Origin of the sequence: Paenibacillus violae (assembly GCF_032461945.1) — a bacterium.
GTDB lineage: Bacteria > Bacillota > Bacilli > Paenibacillales > NBRC-103111 > Paenibacillus_E > Paenibacillus_E violae.
The window spans coordinates 986,664-1,001,977 of record NZ_JAWCUD010000001.1; the positions used below are offsets into that span (position 1 = coordinate 986,664).

At 43.8% G+C, this 15,314-nt stretch carries 14 protein-coding genes; 11 read left to right on the forward strand and 3 right to left on the reverse strand.

Annotated elements, in window-relative coordinates:
- Positions 1–24 precede the first annotated feature (24 nt).
- The 4 genes from RQP52_RS04340 (at position 25) to RQP52_RS04355 (ending at position 5,070) form a co-directional block, all read left to right on the forward strand.
- The gene (locus tag RQP52_RS04340) at positions 25–225 is read left to right on the forward strand and encodes a BclA C-terminal domain-containing protein (protein ID WP_315950383.1); all 201 of its coding nucleotides are present in this window, start codon (positions 25–27) and stop codon (positions 223–225) included.
- A gap of 141 nt (positions 226–366) precedes the next feature.
- Positions 367–2,631 (forward strand): type IA DNA topoisomerase, encoded by a 2,265-nt coding sequence (locus RQP52_RS04345; RefSeq protein WP_315949686.1) that lies wholly within the window; start codon positions 367–369, stop codon positions 2,629–2,631.
- Positions 2,632–2,637: 6 nt separating this feature from the next.
- A complete protein-coding gene (locus tag RQP52_RS04350) occupies positions 2,638–3,321 on the forward strand; it encodes a uracil-DNA glycosylase (protein ID WP_315950384.1) in 684 nt (227 codons plus the stop codon).
- A gap of 54 nt (positions 3,322–3,375) precedes the next feature.
- Entirely contained in the window at positions 3,376–5,070 is a 1,695-nt protein-coding gene (locus RQP52_RS04355) for a M3 family oligoendopeptidase (protein ID WP_315949687.1), read from the forward strand.
- Here RQP52_RS04355 and RQP52_RS04360 read toward each other — a convergent pair.
- Positions 5,067–5,999: a zinc dependent phospholipase C family protein gene (locus tag RQP52_RS04360; protein ID WP_315949688.1), complete on the reverse strand. Its 933-nt coding sequence runs from the start codon at positions 5,997–5,999 to the stop codon at positions 5,067–5,069. The genes RQP52_RS04355 and RQP52_RS04360 overlap by 4 nt on opposite strands.
- A gap of 204 nt (positions 6,000–6,203) precedes the next feature.
- On the opposite strand from RQP52_RS04360, the gene RQP52_RS04365 reads away from it, so the two are divergent.
- Positions 6,204–8,450: a PAS domain S-box protein gene (locus RQP52_RS04365; RefSeq protein ID WP_315949689.1), complete on the forward strand. Its 2,247-nt coding sequence runs from the start codon at positions 6,204–6,206 to the stop codon at positions 8,448–8,450.
- A gap of 56 nt (positions 8,451–8,506) precedes the next feature.
- On the opposite strand, the gene RQP52_RS04370 is transcribed toward RQP52_RS04365, so the two are convergent.
- The gene (locus RQP52_RS04370; protein WP_127456477.1) at positions 8,507–8,737 is read right to left on the reverse strand and encodes a hypothetical protein; all 231 of its coding nucleotides are present in this window, start codon (positions 8,735–8,737) and stop codon (positions 8,507–8,509) included.
- A gap of 236 nt (positions 8,738–8,973) precedes the next feature.
- Between RQP52_RS04370 and RQP52_RS04375 the strand changes: the two genes are divergently transcribed.
- The 4 genes from RQP52_RS04375 to RQP52_RS04390 all read left to right on the forward strand — a co-directional run bounded on the left by RQP52_RS04375 (position 8,974) and on the right by RQP52_RS04390 (position 12,693).
- Complete coding sequence (locus RQP52_RS04375; protein WP_315949690.1) at positions 8,974–9,630, forward strand: deoxynucleoside kinase; 657 nt, start codon at positions 8,974–8,976, stop codon at positions 9,628–9,630.
- Between the two features lie 400 nt (positions 9,631–10,030).
- A complete protein-coding gene (locus RQP52_RS04380; protein ID WP_315949691.1) occupies positions 10,031–11,299 on the forward strand; it encodes an FAD-dependent monooxygenase in 1,269 nt (422 codons plus the stop codon).
- Between the two features lie 25 nt (positions 11,300–11,324).
- A complete protein-coding gene (locus RQP52_RS04385) occupies positions 11,325–12,305 on the forward strand; it encodes an NAD-dependent epimerase/dehydratase family protein (protein WP_315949692.1) in 981 nt (326 codons plus the stop codon).
- 79 nt (positions 12,306–12,384) lie between these two features.
- Entirely contained in the window at positions 12,385–12,693 is a 309-nt protein-coding gene (locus RQP52_RS04390; RefSeq protein WP_315949693.1) for a DUF4870 domain-containing protein, read from the forward strand.
- A gap of 95 nt (positions 12,694–12,788) precedes the next feature.
- Here the strand turns inward: RQP52_RS04390 and RQP52_RS04395 are convergent, their stop codons facing one another.
- On the reverse strand, positions 12,789–13,541 hold the full coding sequence (locus RQP52_RS04395) for an MBL fold metallo-hydrolase (protein ID WP_315949694.1): 753 nt from the start codon (positions 13,539–13,541) through the stop codon (positions 12,789–12,791).
- 243 nt (positions 13,542–13,784) lie between these two features.
- Between RQP52_RS04395 and RQP52_RS04400 the strand changes: the two genes are divergently transcribed.
- Positions 13,785–14,042: a hypothetical protein gene (locus RQP52_RS04400; protein ID WP_157326613.1), complete on the forward strand. Its 258-nt coding sequence runs from the start codon at positions 13,785–13,787 to the stop codon at positions 14,040–14,042.
- 275 nt (positions 14,043–14,317) lie between these two features.
- Entirely contained in the window at positions 14,318–15,304 is a 987-nt protein-coding gene (gene cyoA / locus RQP52_RS04405; protein ID WP_315949695.1) for a ubiquinol oxidase subunit II, read from the forward strand.
- The last annotated feature ends 10 nt before the right edge of the window (positions 15,305–15,314 follow it).

Genomic DNA, 15,314 nt, shown 5'->3' on the forward strand with positions numbered 1-15,314 from the left:
TAAAAGAAGTTTTCTGGTATATACATTAGCAACTTTAGGCTTCTCAAGGGCGTAGCTATTCCAGCGTCTGTGACATCACCTGCGGTTGCAACGACAGCTTATTTAGGAGATTTTATTACTACAGTTACTGCTGGATCAACCATTATTCTCCAAATGTTCGGATTGGTTGCGACGGTTGTCTTATCGCCTCCGGGAGCGACCATTAATATCATTCGTCTAAGCTGATCATGAGATAAAAGGACATCTTACTGTACTGTAAAAATCATAAATTGAACCTTTGCCATATTGCAGACACTTATAAAGTGGGATACACTGAGTCGATAGATGAGATCCATTTAGAAAGAATGAGTAAGGAGCGATACTCTTTTGAAGACACTTATTATTGCGGAAAAACCGGACATGGGGCGAAATATAGCCGCCGCAATAGAACCTAAAGCCAAAAATCTTAGGTCCTACCTGGAGGGTGAGCAGTACATTATCACCTGGGCGATCGGACACTTAATCGAGTTGGCTGAACCCGATCAATATGATGAGAAATATAAAAAATGGAACATAAGCCATCTGCCGATCATTCCTGATGAGTTTAAGCTGATTCCTAATCCGCGGACATATGATCAACTGAAGGTTATTGCTGAACTTGCGAAAAAGTGTGATCAACTCGTCAATGCCTGCGATGCCGGGCGAGAGGGGCAGCATATTTTCTCTTTGATTCAGCGGCACTTAGGGCTGAAACAGCCGGTGAAGCGTCTCTGGATTTCGGACTTAACGTCGGAAACGATTCGCAATGGTTTTGCAACGTTGAAAGACGGATCCGAATATGAGAATCTGACCCGAGCCGCACGTTCCCGAAGTGAAGCCGATTGGTTAATCGGCATGAATGGCTCGCGTGCTTTTACAACAAAGCATAATGTCCTGCTTTCCGTAGGTCGCGTTCAAACGCCGGTCCTTGCGCTCATTTATGATCGTCAGAAACAAATTGAAGCCTTTTCCTCACTCAAGTTTTATGAGCTGGAGGGCTATTTCACACAAGGCGATACCACATACAGAGGCATGTGGCAGGGCGAACGCTTAACAGACCAACCGAAAGTGGAGGCATTAGCGGCCAAGGTGAAGGGGAAACCGGCACGCATTATTTCCTATGAATTAAAGGAAACGAAGGAATACCCCTTTAAATTGTATGATTTAACGCTGCTGCAGCGCGAGGCGAATGGGAAATACGCTTTTTCGGCCAAGAAAACGCTCGATACCGCGCAGTCTCTTTATGAGAAACATAAGGTCATTTCGTATCCCAGAACGAATTCCAACTATGTCACGGAGCAAAATATTCCGGAAATGCATAAGTCCTTATCGGCTTTGCAGGGTACCGCGTATCATGACCTTGTGCAGGGAGCTAACCGCAATCTGGTGCACAAAAACAATAAAAATATTTGCAACCCGTCCAAGGTGGAAGATCATCACGCGATTCTGCCGACGAATCGTAAGGCATCTGGACTCACGCCGGATGAGCAGAAATTGTACGATTTGATCGTGAGACGTTTTTTATCGCAATTTTATCCGCCTGCCGAATATAAGGTTCACACGGTGATGACCGAGGTCGAACAAGAGATGTTCAAGACGACGGTGAAAGAACTTCTCCATTTGGGCTGGAAGGTCATTTATGCCGATCAGAAAAAAGAAAAGCCCAAAAGCTCCAAAGGCAAAGAGAAGGAAGAGGAAGAAGACGAAGAGGTTGAAGTCAGCGAACCTTTCTCCATCGATGCGCAAGGTCAAGTTATTTGCAGCGATGCCGTCGTCAAAGAGAAAGATACTCAGCCGCCAAAGCATTTCAACGAAGGTACACTACTTAAAGCGATGGAAAGCGCAGGCAAGCAAATTGAGGACGAAGAGCTTCGCGATGCGATGAAAGATTCCGGGCTCGGGACGCCGGCAACACGCGCAGCAACGATTGAACGGTTGAAGAAGGTAGGCTATATCGACATGCAGGGCAAAAAGATTGTCCTTACCCAGAAGGGCAGAATGGCCGTCGAATTAATTCGCGGTGCCGGCATCGAGCTGCTTACATCTCCCGAAATGACGGGCCAATGGGAGCGCAGGCTGAATGAGATCTCCCGCGGCACAGCGTCGGACGAGCAGTTTATGCACAATGTCAAAAGGTTTGCGACCTTAATCGTCGACAAAGTACGCGTACAGCCTAGAGCTTCCAAAACAGCCTTCGAAGGTGAAACGCCTGCTCCAGCGGGGAATAAGAGAGGATCTGCGACACGTGCGAAGTCATCTGCCCCTTCAGGCAGCGCCAAGGCGAAAACAGCATCCAAGAAATCGGCGGATTCCAGCAGCAGCCCTTCGGATGGTGCCAACTCATTCTTGGCCGCTTGTCCACGACCAGGTTGCGGAGGCTCTCTTTTTATGGGGCGCAAAGGGTATGGGTGCTCTCATTATAAGGAAGGCTGCAAGTTTGTCATTTGGAAGGAAAGTTTTGGCCGGAATTTGACCGATACACAGGTGCAAGCACTTGTTCAAAAAGGGAAAACGACGAAACTAAAGCTAGTGCTTCCAGATGGAACAGCCACAGACGGACGTATTGTACTGAAAAATATCGATACGGGAGAGCTCGGAACGGAAACAGAGTAATGGGGGATCAAAAAAGTGTTTGATTTAACGAACGATTGGGCTAAGGTAGTAGGCTCTGAATTTGAAGAGCCTTATTTCCAAGCATTATGTGAGTTTCTGAATGATGAATTCCGAGACAATACCATCTATCCCGAACAAGATGAAGTTTTGAATGCTTTGCATTTAACCTCCTACGAAGCTACGAAAGTTGTCATATTGGGACAAGATCCTTATCACGGAAGAGGCCAAGCGCATGGCCTCAGTTTTTCCGTTAAACCGGGCATCACACCACCGCCGTCCTTACAAAATATGTACAAAGAATTGCAGTCCGATCTGGGCTGCTTTATTCCCAATAACGGTTATTTAGTGAAATGGGCCGAGCAAGGCGTACTTCTCCTAAATACGGTGTTAACCGTTCGCGAAGACACACCTAATTCCCATAAAGGGAAGGGATGGGAGCGTTTTACAGACAAAGTGATTGAGGCACTGAATACACGGGAGCAGCCAGTTATTTTTGTCCTATTGGGAAGTCATGCCCAAGCCAAGGAGCGGCTCATTCATACAAATCGGCACTTTATTCTAAAATCTGTTCATCCGAGTCCGCTTTCTTCTTATCGCGGATTTTTTGGCAGCAAGCCATTTTCGCAGGTTAATAAGCTTCTTAAGGAGCTAGGGAGTCAGGAAATTAATTGGCAAATCCCCAATTTATGAGGGATAATGAAGACGTAGCCGTTACATTGAAAAAAATGCGAGGGAGAGAAGTCAATGAAATTTCAAGACTTTACTTATGTAAGACCCGAATTTAGTACATTTGAAGCGGCGTTTAAAGAGCTTTTAGAACAGTTTAAGCAAGCAGCTTCTTTTGAGGAGCAGGACCAAGCGATGGAAGCTATCGTAAAGCTTCGGAGTGAGCAAGAGTCTATGGAATCTATTGCACGAATTCGGCACACCGTGGATACGACGGATGAATTTTATAAAGCGGAACAAGAATATTTAGATGAAATTGAACCTTTATATCAAGGCTCAATCACAGAATTCTACAAAGCGTTGATCGGTTCGTCCTATCGTGCTGAACTGGAAGCCAAATGGGGTAAACAATTATTCAGAATTGCATCCTTATCGCTCAAAACCTTCTCGCCGGAAATCGTTGAAGACCTCGTCCAAGAAAATAAACTGGCCAGCGAATATTCCAAGCTGCTTGCTTCGGCGAAGTTGGTTTATGCAGGAGAAGAACGAAATTTATCACAGCTGATCCCTTTTCAATTATCAACAGACCGAAATGTTCGCAAAGAATCGAATGATGTAAAATATAACTTTTTTATCGAAAATGAAGAGAAGTTGGATGACCTCTATGATCAGCTGGTAAAGGTTCGTACGACAATTGCTAAGAAGCTTGGTTACAGCAATTTTGTAGAATTGGCTTATGCGCGCATGAACCGCTCCGATTATAATGCCAAGGATGTGGAAGCATTCCGCAATCAAGTATTGGAGCATATTGTACCTGCTGCTACGAAATTGAAGGAACGGCAGAAAGCTAGAATCGGCGTAGATGCCCTTCATTACTACGATGATAAGTTCGGCTTCCCGTCAGGAAATGCGACACCCAAAGGGAATGCCGATTGGATTGTCGAGCAAGCACAGAAGATGTATGCGGAGTTGTCGCCGGAAACGAATGAATTTTTCACGTTTATGATCGAAAATGGTTTGATGGATCTGGTGGCTAAGAAGGGGAAACGAGTTGGGGGCTATTGCTCTTATATTAGTACATACCAAGCACCATTTATTTTCTCTAATTTTAACGGTACATCAGGAGATATCGATGTCTTAACACATGAAGTTGGCCATGCCTTCCAAGGTTATAGCTCCAGAGAGTTCCAAGTGCCTGAATATGTTTTTCCAACTTTGGAGGCTTGTGAAATCCATTCTATGAGCATGGAGTTTCTCGCTTGGCCTTGGATGTCGCTATTTTTCGAAGAAGAAACGGATAAATATAAATTTAAACATTTGAGCGAATCGTTGTTGTTTATTCCTTATGGCGTAGCGGTTGATGAATTCCAACACCGCATTTATGAGCAGCCGGAGCTGACGCCAGCGGAACGCAAACTCGTTTGGCGCGAGATTGAACGGAAATATTTACCACATCGTGTTTACGAGGATAACGACTTTTTGGAAAGAGGAGGCTTCTGGCAGCAGCAGCCGCACATTTACAAAAGCCCGTTCTACTACATCGACTACACGCTCGCGCAGGTATGTGCATTTCAGTTCTGGAAACGGGCTAATGAAAATCCGGAGCAAGCCTGGGAAGATTATTTAAGATTATGTCAGCAAGGAGGAAGCCAAAGCTTCACGGAACTTGTTCAAGTTGCGAACTTGATCTCGCCTTTCCATGATGGCTGCGTAGCTTCTGTAATCGGCCAAATTGAGAATTGGTTGGACCAAGTCGACGATTTGAACCTTTAAAGCATTGGCTTCACATACGTTATTTCCAGACCGCTGTCACAATCTTTCCCGGTTTCGTAAGAGCGGTTGCCTAGAACGGCAGTAAAGGCTTGCAGGTCGTCAGACGAACCTCTAAGTAAAACTTGAATTGCCGCTTGGAGGACGATTTCGCCATCTGCCATAGCTATATTCCATAAGTCCCAGATGCTATGCGTATAGGTCTCTTCAAGCGATGTCGGACAGTTCCAAACGGTGTGGGCTTCGTTTAAATAGTCAAGCGGAGCCACACGTTTTTTATAAACCAGCGGCGAAATTTTACCGAGGGTTAATAACCTCTTGATTCCTTTAGGATCGTGAAAAAGACGCTGCGCTTTTATCATATCGAAGTATGCATCGTTCCAATCTTTCTCCGTTATGTTCGTAGTCATGTCCGGGTAGTTGTTAGCCGTTGCTTGGATTAGAGCAGGTACAACGCCAAGCGGCAGCTTTTCACCCACATAAATTTCTTTCCAAACCGGTGTTTTCCATGTCTGAATTCCACGTTTGTGTTTGACGATAAGTGTATCCATAATGATTTCAAATCGTTGGTGATCCCATTTTTTGAAACCTGATTTATAGAAAACATATGGATGCATGTTACGGTCTAAAATATGATGCGTGATGAATCCAAGCACATAAACAACAGCCGGATTATACAGACCGCGGCCTTGCACCTGACGTAGTAAATCCACCAGGAAGGGACCGCAATTTTTCGTATGCATTAGACTTCCTAATTTATTTAGTGTTTTATCCTTTTTCCAAGGCAAGAAATGATGATAGAACAAGAAATCCGGCCCTTGACAGCCAAGGGAGAAAACTTGTCTCATTTGTCTGTCATTCAGCATTTGATCATGACCCAGTTGCGCCATCAATTCTTGGCCGAATATGAGATGAGTCCAGATGTTTGGCAAGTTGTGATTCCTCCTTCGTGCTACTCGTTAAAATATAGTGAGACCCTTTTACATTCTAGCATAACAATTACGCTCAAGGTCACATATCGCGAACTATTTATGTTCCAACGACTTCTAAAGAAGGAATAATATGCAAGTTGTCGAATTCAAAAAACGATCGGTACTGAAAGTCATCCAATGCATATCTATGATAGGAGATAACGTATGAATAGGGTCAATAATCCGCAGGATCGTTCAAACCGTGCAGATCCTGACAATATTCAGGGTTTGCTTTCGAGCACAGAGCCGTCTTTTGCCGCAGTTTTCGAATTCACCACGATGGGTATCGCCATTATTTCGCTGAACGGGTTATGGATAAGAGTAAATACTAGTTTATGTACCTTAACCGGATATGCGGAGGAAGAGTTAATAAATAGGGAACTACATGCGATATTTTCACAGGATGAAGCCGAGGAATTAGAAGCTTATTTCGAGCAAATGCTCTCTGGAGATACAAGCTTCTATCAACTTGAGAAAAAATTGATTCGCAAAGATGGGAGCATCGCTTGGGTGGAATTCAGGATCTCTTTAATGAGGGATTCACAGAATGAGCCGTTTTATTATATGTCCCAAATCAATTATCTTTCACAGAAAACGGAAATGGAACGAAAGCTTGCAGAGAGTGAGCAGAGGTACAAATCATTAATCGAGCATAATCCTGCCGGAATTCTCACTTGTGATCTCAAAGGGACGATTAGAAGTCTTAATCCCGCCATGGAAAGGATTTTGGGGTACACGGAGCGAGAAATGGTAGGTCAATCCATTAACTACCTATGGAAGCAGGAACATCAAGCCAATAATTGGATCGATAGCATCGTTTCTAAGTCCGATAATTACATGCTTCGAGTTAAACATAAAAACGGTGAGCAGATTGAGTTAGGCTTGAAAAACGTGCCCATCATCGTTGATGGCATGAATGAAGGGATTTATGTGATTGCCAGAGACATTACCCAGCATAACAAAGATCGCGAATCCTTGCGAGTTGCTCAACAAGATCTACACGATACTGTGCGTAGACAGCAAGGCATGACGATGAAGTTCAGACAAATGCAAGGGAAGTTCATTCATACGCTTTGCGACGGCGAACTTCTCTATCGATTGGGATTCCAACCTTCTAATATTCTAGGCAATCATCTCTTTGAGATTTGGCCTTATTCTATGGCTGTTAATATGGATTCGTTTTACCGCAGGGCGTGGAACGGTGAGGAAAATGTCATGTATGAAGCGACTTTTCGTGGCATTACTTACTTAACTTCCTTGCGACCGATTTTTGAAAATGGCCGCGTCGTCGAAGTTATCGGATCCTGTGTGGATATTACGGAACGAAAACGCATGGAAACTGAGCTTAGAGAGACCAAGGATCTTCTTGAATCGTTCATCAACAATACGACAGATGCCATTTGTGTGCTTGACTTACGTGCTAGAGTTATTTCTGTCAATGGGGCTTACGAGCAAATATTTGGTTGGCACCAAGATGAATTGTTGAATAAGCCGCTGCCGATTTACCCTGATTTCTTGGAGGAACAGCGCAAAGAAATCTATGACATGCTGAAGGCTGGCAAGCAGATTTCAGGGCTTGAGACCGTCAGACTGCGGAAGGATGGACAGCTTGTACATGTGAGCGTGACGAAAACGCCGATCAAAAATGAAAAAGGCGAGATTATAGGCTTTGCCGGCATCTCAAGGGACATAACAGAACGCAATCGAACGGAGGAATTGTTACGTAAATCGGATAAGCTATCTGTCGCAGGACAATTAGCCGCAGGGTTAGCACACGAAATTAGAAACCCCCTTACTTCACTTCGCGGCTTCTTGCAGCTGCTGCAGAATGATGTAAAGGGGAAGCAGCACTATTTTGACATCATGCTCTCCGAATTAGATCGAATCAATTTTATTGTCAGTGAATTTCTTGTGATTGCTAAGCCGGAGGCGATTCATTACAAAAAAAGCGATCTGAAGGATATTCTTCAATCGGTTACTGCACTACTCGAGACGCAGGCTGTGTTATGCGATGTAGAGCTTGTCTTGGAGTTTGAAACGGAGAGCACACAGCTTGTTTGTTCAGAAATGCATTTGAAGCAATTGTTCATTAATTTGGTTAAAAATGCGATGGAAGCCATTGCGAAGGATGGGCAAATCAAACTGACGGTGTCCCTGCAAGGTGATGAATGGATCAGGGTTCGGACAGAAGACAACGGCTGTGGCATTCCGGATGATCGATTAAAGCAATTAGGGGAACCATTTTACACGACGAAGGAAAAGGGGACAGGTCTCGGGTTGATGATGTGTTTTAAAATTGTCGAGGCTCATAAAGGGACAATGACCATCCAGAGCCATTTAGGAGAAGGAACGGTCATTGATGTGTGTTTACCTACGTTGACAAGTGGACAAAACATCATGGAATGGAACTGAATTCGCGTGAAAAAACCGTCTTTCCACTTATGGAGAAGGGCGGTTTTTTTCGTAAGTTAGAAACTGATGCTGAATTCATTGGATTCACGGGAATACCATTTTGAAATCGATGCGTCTTGCTCATTGTGGATTCTCACTTCATCAGGCGTATATTTGACAATAATCCCTGAGCTGACTTGATAATAAACGCCTAAAGGATCTAACGACCAAACGTAGACAGGTGTTTTGGTCAAGGCTGCAATAAAAAGCTCTATATCTGTATCCAGTAGTTTGGTTCCGTAAATCATCGACACACCTCTGTCTTATTTTTTTATGAACTTGCACTTATTATTAGTGACAGTATGAACAATTAAACAATCACGAAAACATAAGAACATTTTTTGTGGTGGTCCACAAATGGACGATATCGAGAGATGAAGGTAAAAATAATGTTTGCAGGACTTTGAATTCCTTGTATAATAGGAAAGCTTTGCGAAAATTGACAGTAGGTAAATTATGATTGGGTAGAAGGAGAAAGGGGTCAATGGCTGTGATTGTGGTTGGGGGAATGATCGGTCTCGGTAAAACATCAGTATCCACTTTGCTTGGAAAAGAGCTGAATTCAAGTGTTTTCTATGAAAGTGTAGATGATAATCCGATTCTGCCGCTGTTTTACACGTCATCTCCGGAAGAGATTGAGAAGAAGCGTTATCCGTTTCTGCTTCAACTGCACTTCCTGAATACAAGATTTAAGGCGATTAAACAAGCATTGGTACATAATCGAAATGTACTTGATAGAAGCATCTACGAAGATTGGTACTTTGCAAAAGTGAATAGGGAGCTTGGACGAATCTCTCAACTGGAATTCGATGTCTACGAAGGGCTTGCTGACAATATGATGTCTGAACTTGCAGAGCTGCCCAAGAAGGCACCTGATCTGATGGTCTATCTCAAAGCATCCTTTGATACCGTGATGCACCGTATCGGATTAAGAGGACGCAGCTTCGAGCAAGATCAATCCTTGGTTGACTACTATCGACAGCTTTGGTCGGGGTATGATGACTGGGTGATGAATCATTATCACGCTTCTGAAGTGTTAATCGTAGATATGGACCAAGTCGATGTTGTGAACCGTCCAGGGGATGCGCAAGAATTGGTGAATCGCGTACGAGCTAAACTTTCCGAATTAGCGATTGTTTAATAATGAAGACCCCCTCTAACCAGAGGGGGTCTTTCGAATTATATACAAGGTTGAACGGTTTGAAAAAGATAGCATATTGCCCCGTGCAGTTGCATATACATATCGAATATTGACGGTGTCTCGCTTTATTTGTCGGAAAATACAAGAAGGCTGCGCAAAAAATTCATAAAGGAATGGTGATGAATTTGTTATTTATCGTATGTTATAACGGGAAACCTATGTGCCCTCCACTGCCGAAATTGGCTGCCTCTGAAAAAATGCAAAAACTAAGCCTTTTTTTCTCCAACTTAGAACTGATTGAAGTGAAGCAAGAAAAAGTTGCCAATTGATTACTAAATGACAATTCATATGCATGATCGTAATACTCCTTACTCTTTGGATTAAGGAGTATTTCTCTTTCTTGGAATATGATAAAGTAGATGGAAATGACTGGATTTGGGAGGGTGGCATGGAGTCTGTTGCACCTGGCAAGAAAGCGATTATTATTGGGGCAGGCATTGGCGGCCTCACTACAGCCTTATTTCTACAAGAAATCGGATGGGAAGCAGTTATTTATGAGAAAAAGGAAACACGAACTGAATTCGGAGCAGGGATCGTCATCGCCGCGAATGCATTGGAAGTCTTGACTGATCTTGGAGTCGCCGATAAGGTGAAGCAGGCAGGTGCCAAAGTTGGCCAGGCAGATATTCGCACTTGGGATGGCAAAGTCATCACATCCGTTCCGGTAGCCAAACAAGCAGCCCGTTATGGAACGTATAGCTATCTTATTCATCGTGCGAGACTGCAGGCTATTTTGGCAGAGTCTCTGAGGGATGAAACCATGCTGCATGATCGGAAAAAGATGATCTCATTTGAACAAAATGAGCAGGGTGTCAGCGTTCGGTTTGAGGATGGAACGGAAGACCACGCCGATATTTTGATCGGTGCAGACGGGCTGCATTCTGATGTTGTGAGGCTCTTGTTTGGGGCAGGCACGCTGACGTATTCGGGATTTACGGCTTTTCGTGGTGTAGCTGCTTATGTAGACCCTGCATACACATTAGAGGTTGGCGGAGGTTTTGAAGCTTGGGGCAGCGGCCGGCGATTTGGATTTTCACAGTTGGGTGAAGGTCAAATCTATTGGTTTGTTGCGATTAATGCCCCTGAAGGTCAAGAAGTGCGGATAAAAAAAGAACACGTCCTTCAGCAATTAAGTGGCTGGCATCCTCCAATTGAAGAGGTGGTAATGGCGACAGACGAACAAGCGATTCTTAAACATGATATTTATGATCGAGAGCCGCTTTCTTCCTGGAGCAAGGGCAGAGTGGTCCTGCTTGGGGATGCGGCGCACCCGATGCTGCCGAATTTGGGGCAGGGCGGAGCACAGGCGATGGAGGATGCTTATGTCCTTGCAAAGTGTCTGAAAGAAGCCGCAGATGTATCGTTTGCCAGTATCAGAAGTGCTTACGTGTCCTATGAAGCGATTAGAATCCCGCGAGCTAATCGCGTTGTGCGGCAGTCGAGACGCATGGGCCGAATGGTACAAATGAAGAACCCGATGACGATAAAATTGCGTAATTTATTGCTGAGTTTATTTCCAGATTCATTCAAAATAAAGCAGCTGCATTGGTTGCTTGGCTATCGCATGTCCGATTGGGATCGTAAGGAATGGCTGAAATGCTACGATTAGAAAATATAACAATGGGAGGACACTGATGAAAATACTGATTCTTGGCGGTACTAAGTTTCTTGGACGAGCCCTGACGGAAGCGGCAATAGCGCATGGGCATGAAGTTACCTTGTTTCATCGCGGCTTGCATGATGCCAATGCCTTTCCAAACGTTCAGCATATTATTGGCGATCGGAATATCGATTTAGACCTCCTGCAAGGTCGTGATTGGGACGCGGTGATTGATACCAGCGGGTATGAACCTGAGTCTGTCTTAGCAGCGGCTAAGCAGCTAAAGAATCAAGTGAAACACTACACGTTCATCTCTACGATTTCCGTTTACGATGATCTGAAAAAACTGAATGTTAATGAATCAGCACCTGTTGCAAAACTGACGGATCAGATGGATCCTGGTCAGAAATACGGGGCAAAGAAAGCCCTTTGCGAACTAGCCGTGCAGCAAGAATTCCCCAACCATACGCTTGTTATTCGTCCTGGTCTCATTGTCGGACCCCACGATGTGTCCGATCGTTTTACGTATTGGCCAGCTCGTTTTCACCGTGGGGGTGAGGTGCTAGTGCCTTTGCCGAAAGAACGAAAACTGCAATTTATTGATGTGCGTGACTTGTCAGCTTGGATTATTCGTCTAGTGGAGCAAGAGATTGTAGGCACGCTGCATGCGAGCGGAAGTGATTATACAATGGAGGAGGTTGTTCAAGCTTGTACGCAAACTGCTGAGCGTGAAGTTATCTGTACGTGGGTGCCGGAAGAGTTCCTAGTAGCACATGGGGTCGGTGAATGGATGGAACTGCCGCTTTGGATTCAAAGCGATAGTCTGGTCGGGATGTTCTCCTTGGATAATACGAAGGCTTTTGCAAACGGTTTGACAACACGACCATTGATTGAAATTGTTCGAGATACGTTGGCATGGGATCAAAATTGTTCTATGACTGTGACCCGTGCAGCCGGAATGGACCCTGCCCGTGAGGTGGAACTCTTGCGGATATGGTCGGAAAATATTTTTTGAATTGTGTGAAAATCAATAGAATAGATGGAAAAGTCCGAATATAATGGAATAGTATACTTTGAGAAAAGAGGTGCTGTCCATGTACGATTCCACGGATATTCAAAGTAATAAAGGAATGGCTATTATTGCTTATATCTTGTTTTTCGTTCCACTGATTGCTGCTAAAGATTCGAAGTTCGCTATGTATCACGCGAATCAAGGACTAACGTTATTCCTCTGCTGCGTCATCGTGAACGTGGTTTTGGGAATCATTCCGTTAATCGGTTGGATTCTGCTGCCGCTAGCCAACCTGGCACTTTTCATCTTCGCCATCCTAGGCATAGTTGCAGCCGCTCAAGGTCAAGTCAAACCGCTGCCGGTAATCGGCGCATACACGCTATTAAAGTAGTTTGACGTACATAATGGAAAGCAGGTTGCCTTTTGGGGGCAGCCTGCTTTTTAATTTTAGAACGTTCAGAAGGGAAATAGCTAGTTAATCGCCATTCAAAGCTCTGTTATTAGTTCAGCAATCCGCGCATTGGGATTATCATGAAACAGCCCACCGTGATAACAAATGACGGTTTCAATGTCATAGTTAGCAAATCTCTTAACCGATTGCTTCGCCAACTCATAGTCATAGCAATAAGCAGGAATTGGACCCATCAACTGTCCGTCCGCAACAACCAACGCATCCGCAGCAATCAATGTTTTACTTGGTATGTGATAAAAGCTTAAATGCCCTGGCGTATGGCCCGGAGTCAAAATGACTTGAAGCCCACCGGCGATCGTAAGCACCTGGTCATCTTCCAAGATGCCATGGACTTGGCCTTTAGGGGGATTTTCTAAATTCGTTCGAAAAGCTTTCCGCCACTCGGGTGAAACATCCGCAGGCAAACTCGCGACAGCGCGCTCAATGGCTTCCGGCGTGATTTTAATCAACATTTTCTCGCCTTCGATATAAGGTTTTTCAAGTTGGCTGGCAAGTACAGTTAGTTTGCGTGGCATTTCAGATAAAAATGTAGGCAAGCTCCCGATATGGTCAATGTCCTGATGAGAGATCACAATCGTTTTTAAATATTCAAGTGGGACAGAGGCGTGTTCGAATGCTTTACAAATAAGAGGGTAGTTCCCAGGGTAACCGGTATCGATGAGTACCGCACCGTCGTTATCGCTCAATAGGATAGGATAAATAACGTTTGTATGTCCCATGATGAGAACTTCCAGCTCCAACATATGAATTCCGTTTGCGATTTGCATCTTAATCCCTCCAAAGTGATAGTAAAGAATGAAACTATCATACCTACAGAGGTTCGTAAAAGTCAATAAAATATTTAATTATAACACATATTAAAATAAATGTCAATAGTTAATTCTGTGAAGTTCTAATTTTTATTTTTGTCCAAAATTTGATCAACGTGTGAATAAAATATGAACATTTTTTTATTTTTTGTGTTATAATAACTATATTAGATTTTTACTTCTGAGTTTGGAGTGATGATGATGGCTGTTAAAACAGTAACCGTAAGTAATGAACGCAGTGAACGTGATGTGGTGCCATTAGTGAAGTTAATGACAATCGCGGCATGGGCTTTGCTTGGCATAGGGTTAGTATTAAGCTTATTGAGTTTGGATCATTTCAGTGATCGCAATGCTACGTTAATGATTGGAATCGGATTCATGGTAGGTAGTGTGTTCGTTTATGTGATTCGCACAGCGATTCATCTGGTTCATTCACGTGCCGTGTCGAAGGACGAATGAGACAAAAATCATGAATAAGTTTAGCCTTTCAGGTGAATAACTTGAAGGGCTTTTTTGATTTTCATGGATTTTCATACTTTTACATAATAGTCAACAAACGTTGTGTGACATTTGTTTTACAGTAAAACGTCGATCCTTTGACGTATTTGTTAAGTCCTGCTAGCGCCTGTGTACTTTTAAATGCAATTTGTTATCTTAGTATTAGATAAAAAAGCGCATGTTAATAAATACTGAGAAACAGCACTTTGTAGATTGTGGATTAGGAGGTTAGTTGGATGAAGAAGAGAAAACTCGTACAAGCACTGCTGCCTTTGATGATGATTGCCATCGTCGTGTTATTGGCAGGCTGCAGCAATCAAGCAATGGTATTGGATCCGAAAGGGCCGATTGCTGAGACGCAAAAAGATTTGATGTACATCTCCACGGTTATGTGTTTGGTCATTCTTGTTCCGGTTTTGGCACTAACGGCATGGATTGTATGGCGGTATCGGGATCGAGAAGGAAGTAAAGCTTCTTATAAACCGAACTGGGCACACAATACAACGCTAGAAGCTGTATGGTGGTCAATACCGATTATCATGATTGCGGCACTCGCTGTAATCACCGTTAAATATACGTACGCTTTGGAGCCATCCAAACCGATTAAGTCGGAGAAAGCTCCGATTACGATCCAAGTGACATCGCTGGATTGGAAATGGCTGTTCACTTATCCGGAGTTAGGGATTGGCACACTAAACTATGTGCAAATTCCTGAGGATACACCGATTAAGTTTGAACTGACCTCCGATGCTCCGATGAACTCATTCTGGGTTCCGCAGTTAGGCGGTCAGATTTATACGATGTCAGGAATGGCAATGACCTTGTACTTGCAGGCGGATGAGATTGGTCATTATTTCGGAACGGGAGCTAATTTCAGCGGATCCCATTTCGCCGATATGACATTCGACGTGAATGCGACGTCCCAAGCGGATTTCGATGCCTTTGTTGCAAAAACCAAACAATCGCCAACCAAACTTACGATGGAAAGATATGAAGAACTGGCGAAGCCTGGTCAATTAAAAGAAGTTCAGTATTTCTCCGCTATTCCAGATGGACTATTCCAGAAGGTAGTAACGAAATATACGAATGGTCAATCCGTTCACAGTGGTCATGGCGCTTCTGAAACCAATCACGATGCGATGAAAACTTCATCGACGTCAGAGAAAAGTGAAGCGAAAGACCATAAGCAAATGGATCATAGCCAAATGAATAGTTCAAAATGATAGAACGAAG

Coding starts and splice junctions, on each gene's coding strand:
- RQP52_RS04355 (WP_315949687.1), top strand. CDS start 3,376: ATGAAATTTCAAGACTTTACTTATGTAAGACCCGAATTTAGTACATTT.
- RQP52_RS04365 (WP_315949689.1), top strand. CDS start 6,204: ATGAATAGGGTCAATAATCCGCAGGATCGTTCAAACCGTGCAGATCCT.
- RQP52_RS04370 (WP_127456477.1), bottom strand. CDS start 8,737: ATGATTTACGGAACCAAACTACTGGATACAGATATAGAGCTTTTTATT.
- RQP52_RS04375 (WP_315949690.1), top strand. CDS start 8,974: ATGGCTGTGATTGTGGTTGGGGGAATGATCGGTCTCGGTAAAACATCA.
- RQP52_RS04385 (WP_315949692.1), top strand. CDS start 11,325: ATGAAAATACTGATTCTTGGCGGTACTAAGTTTCTTGGACGAGCCCTG.
- RQP52_RS04390 (WP_315949693.1), top strand. CDS start 12,385: ATGTACGATTCCACGGATATTCAAAGTAATAAAGGAATGGCTATTATT.
- RQP52_RS04395 (WP_315949694.1), bottom strand. CDS start 13,541: ATGCAAATCGCAAACGGAATTCATATGTTGGAGCTGGAAGTTCTCATC.
- RQP52_RS04400 (WP_157326613.1), top strand. CDS start 13,785: ATGGCTGTTAAAACAGTAACCGTAAGTAATGAACGCAGTGAACGTGAT.
- cyoA (WP_315949695.1), top strand. CDS start 14,318: ATGAAGAAGAGAAAACTCGTACAAGCACTGCTGCCTTTGATGATGATT.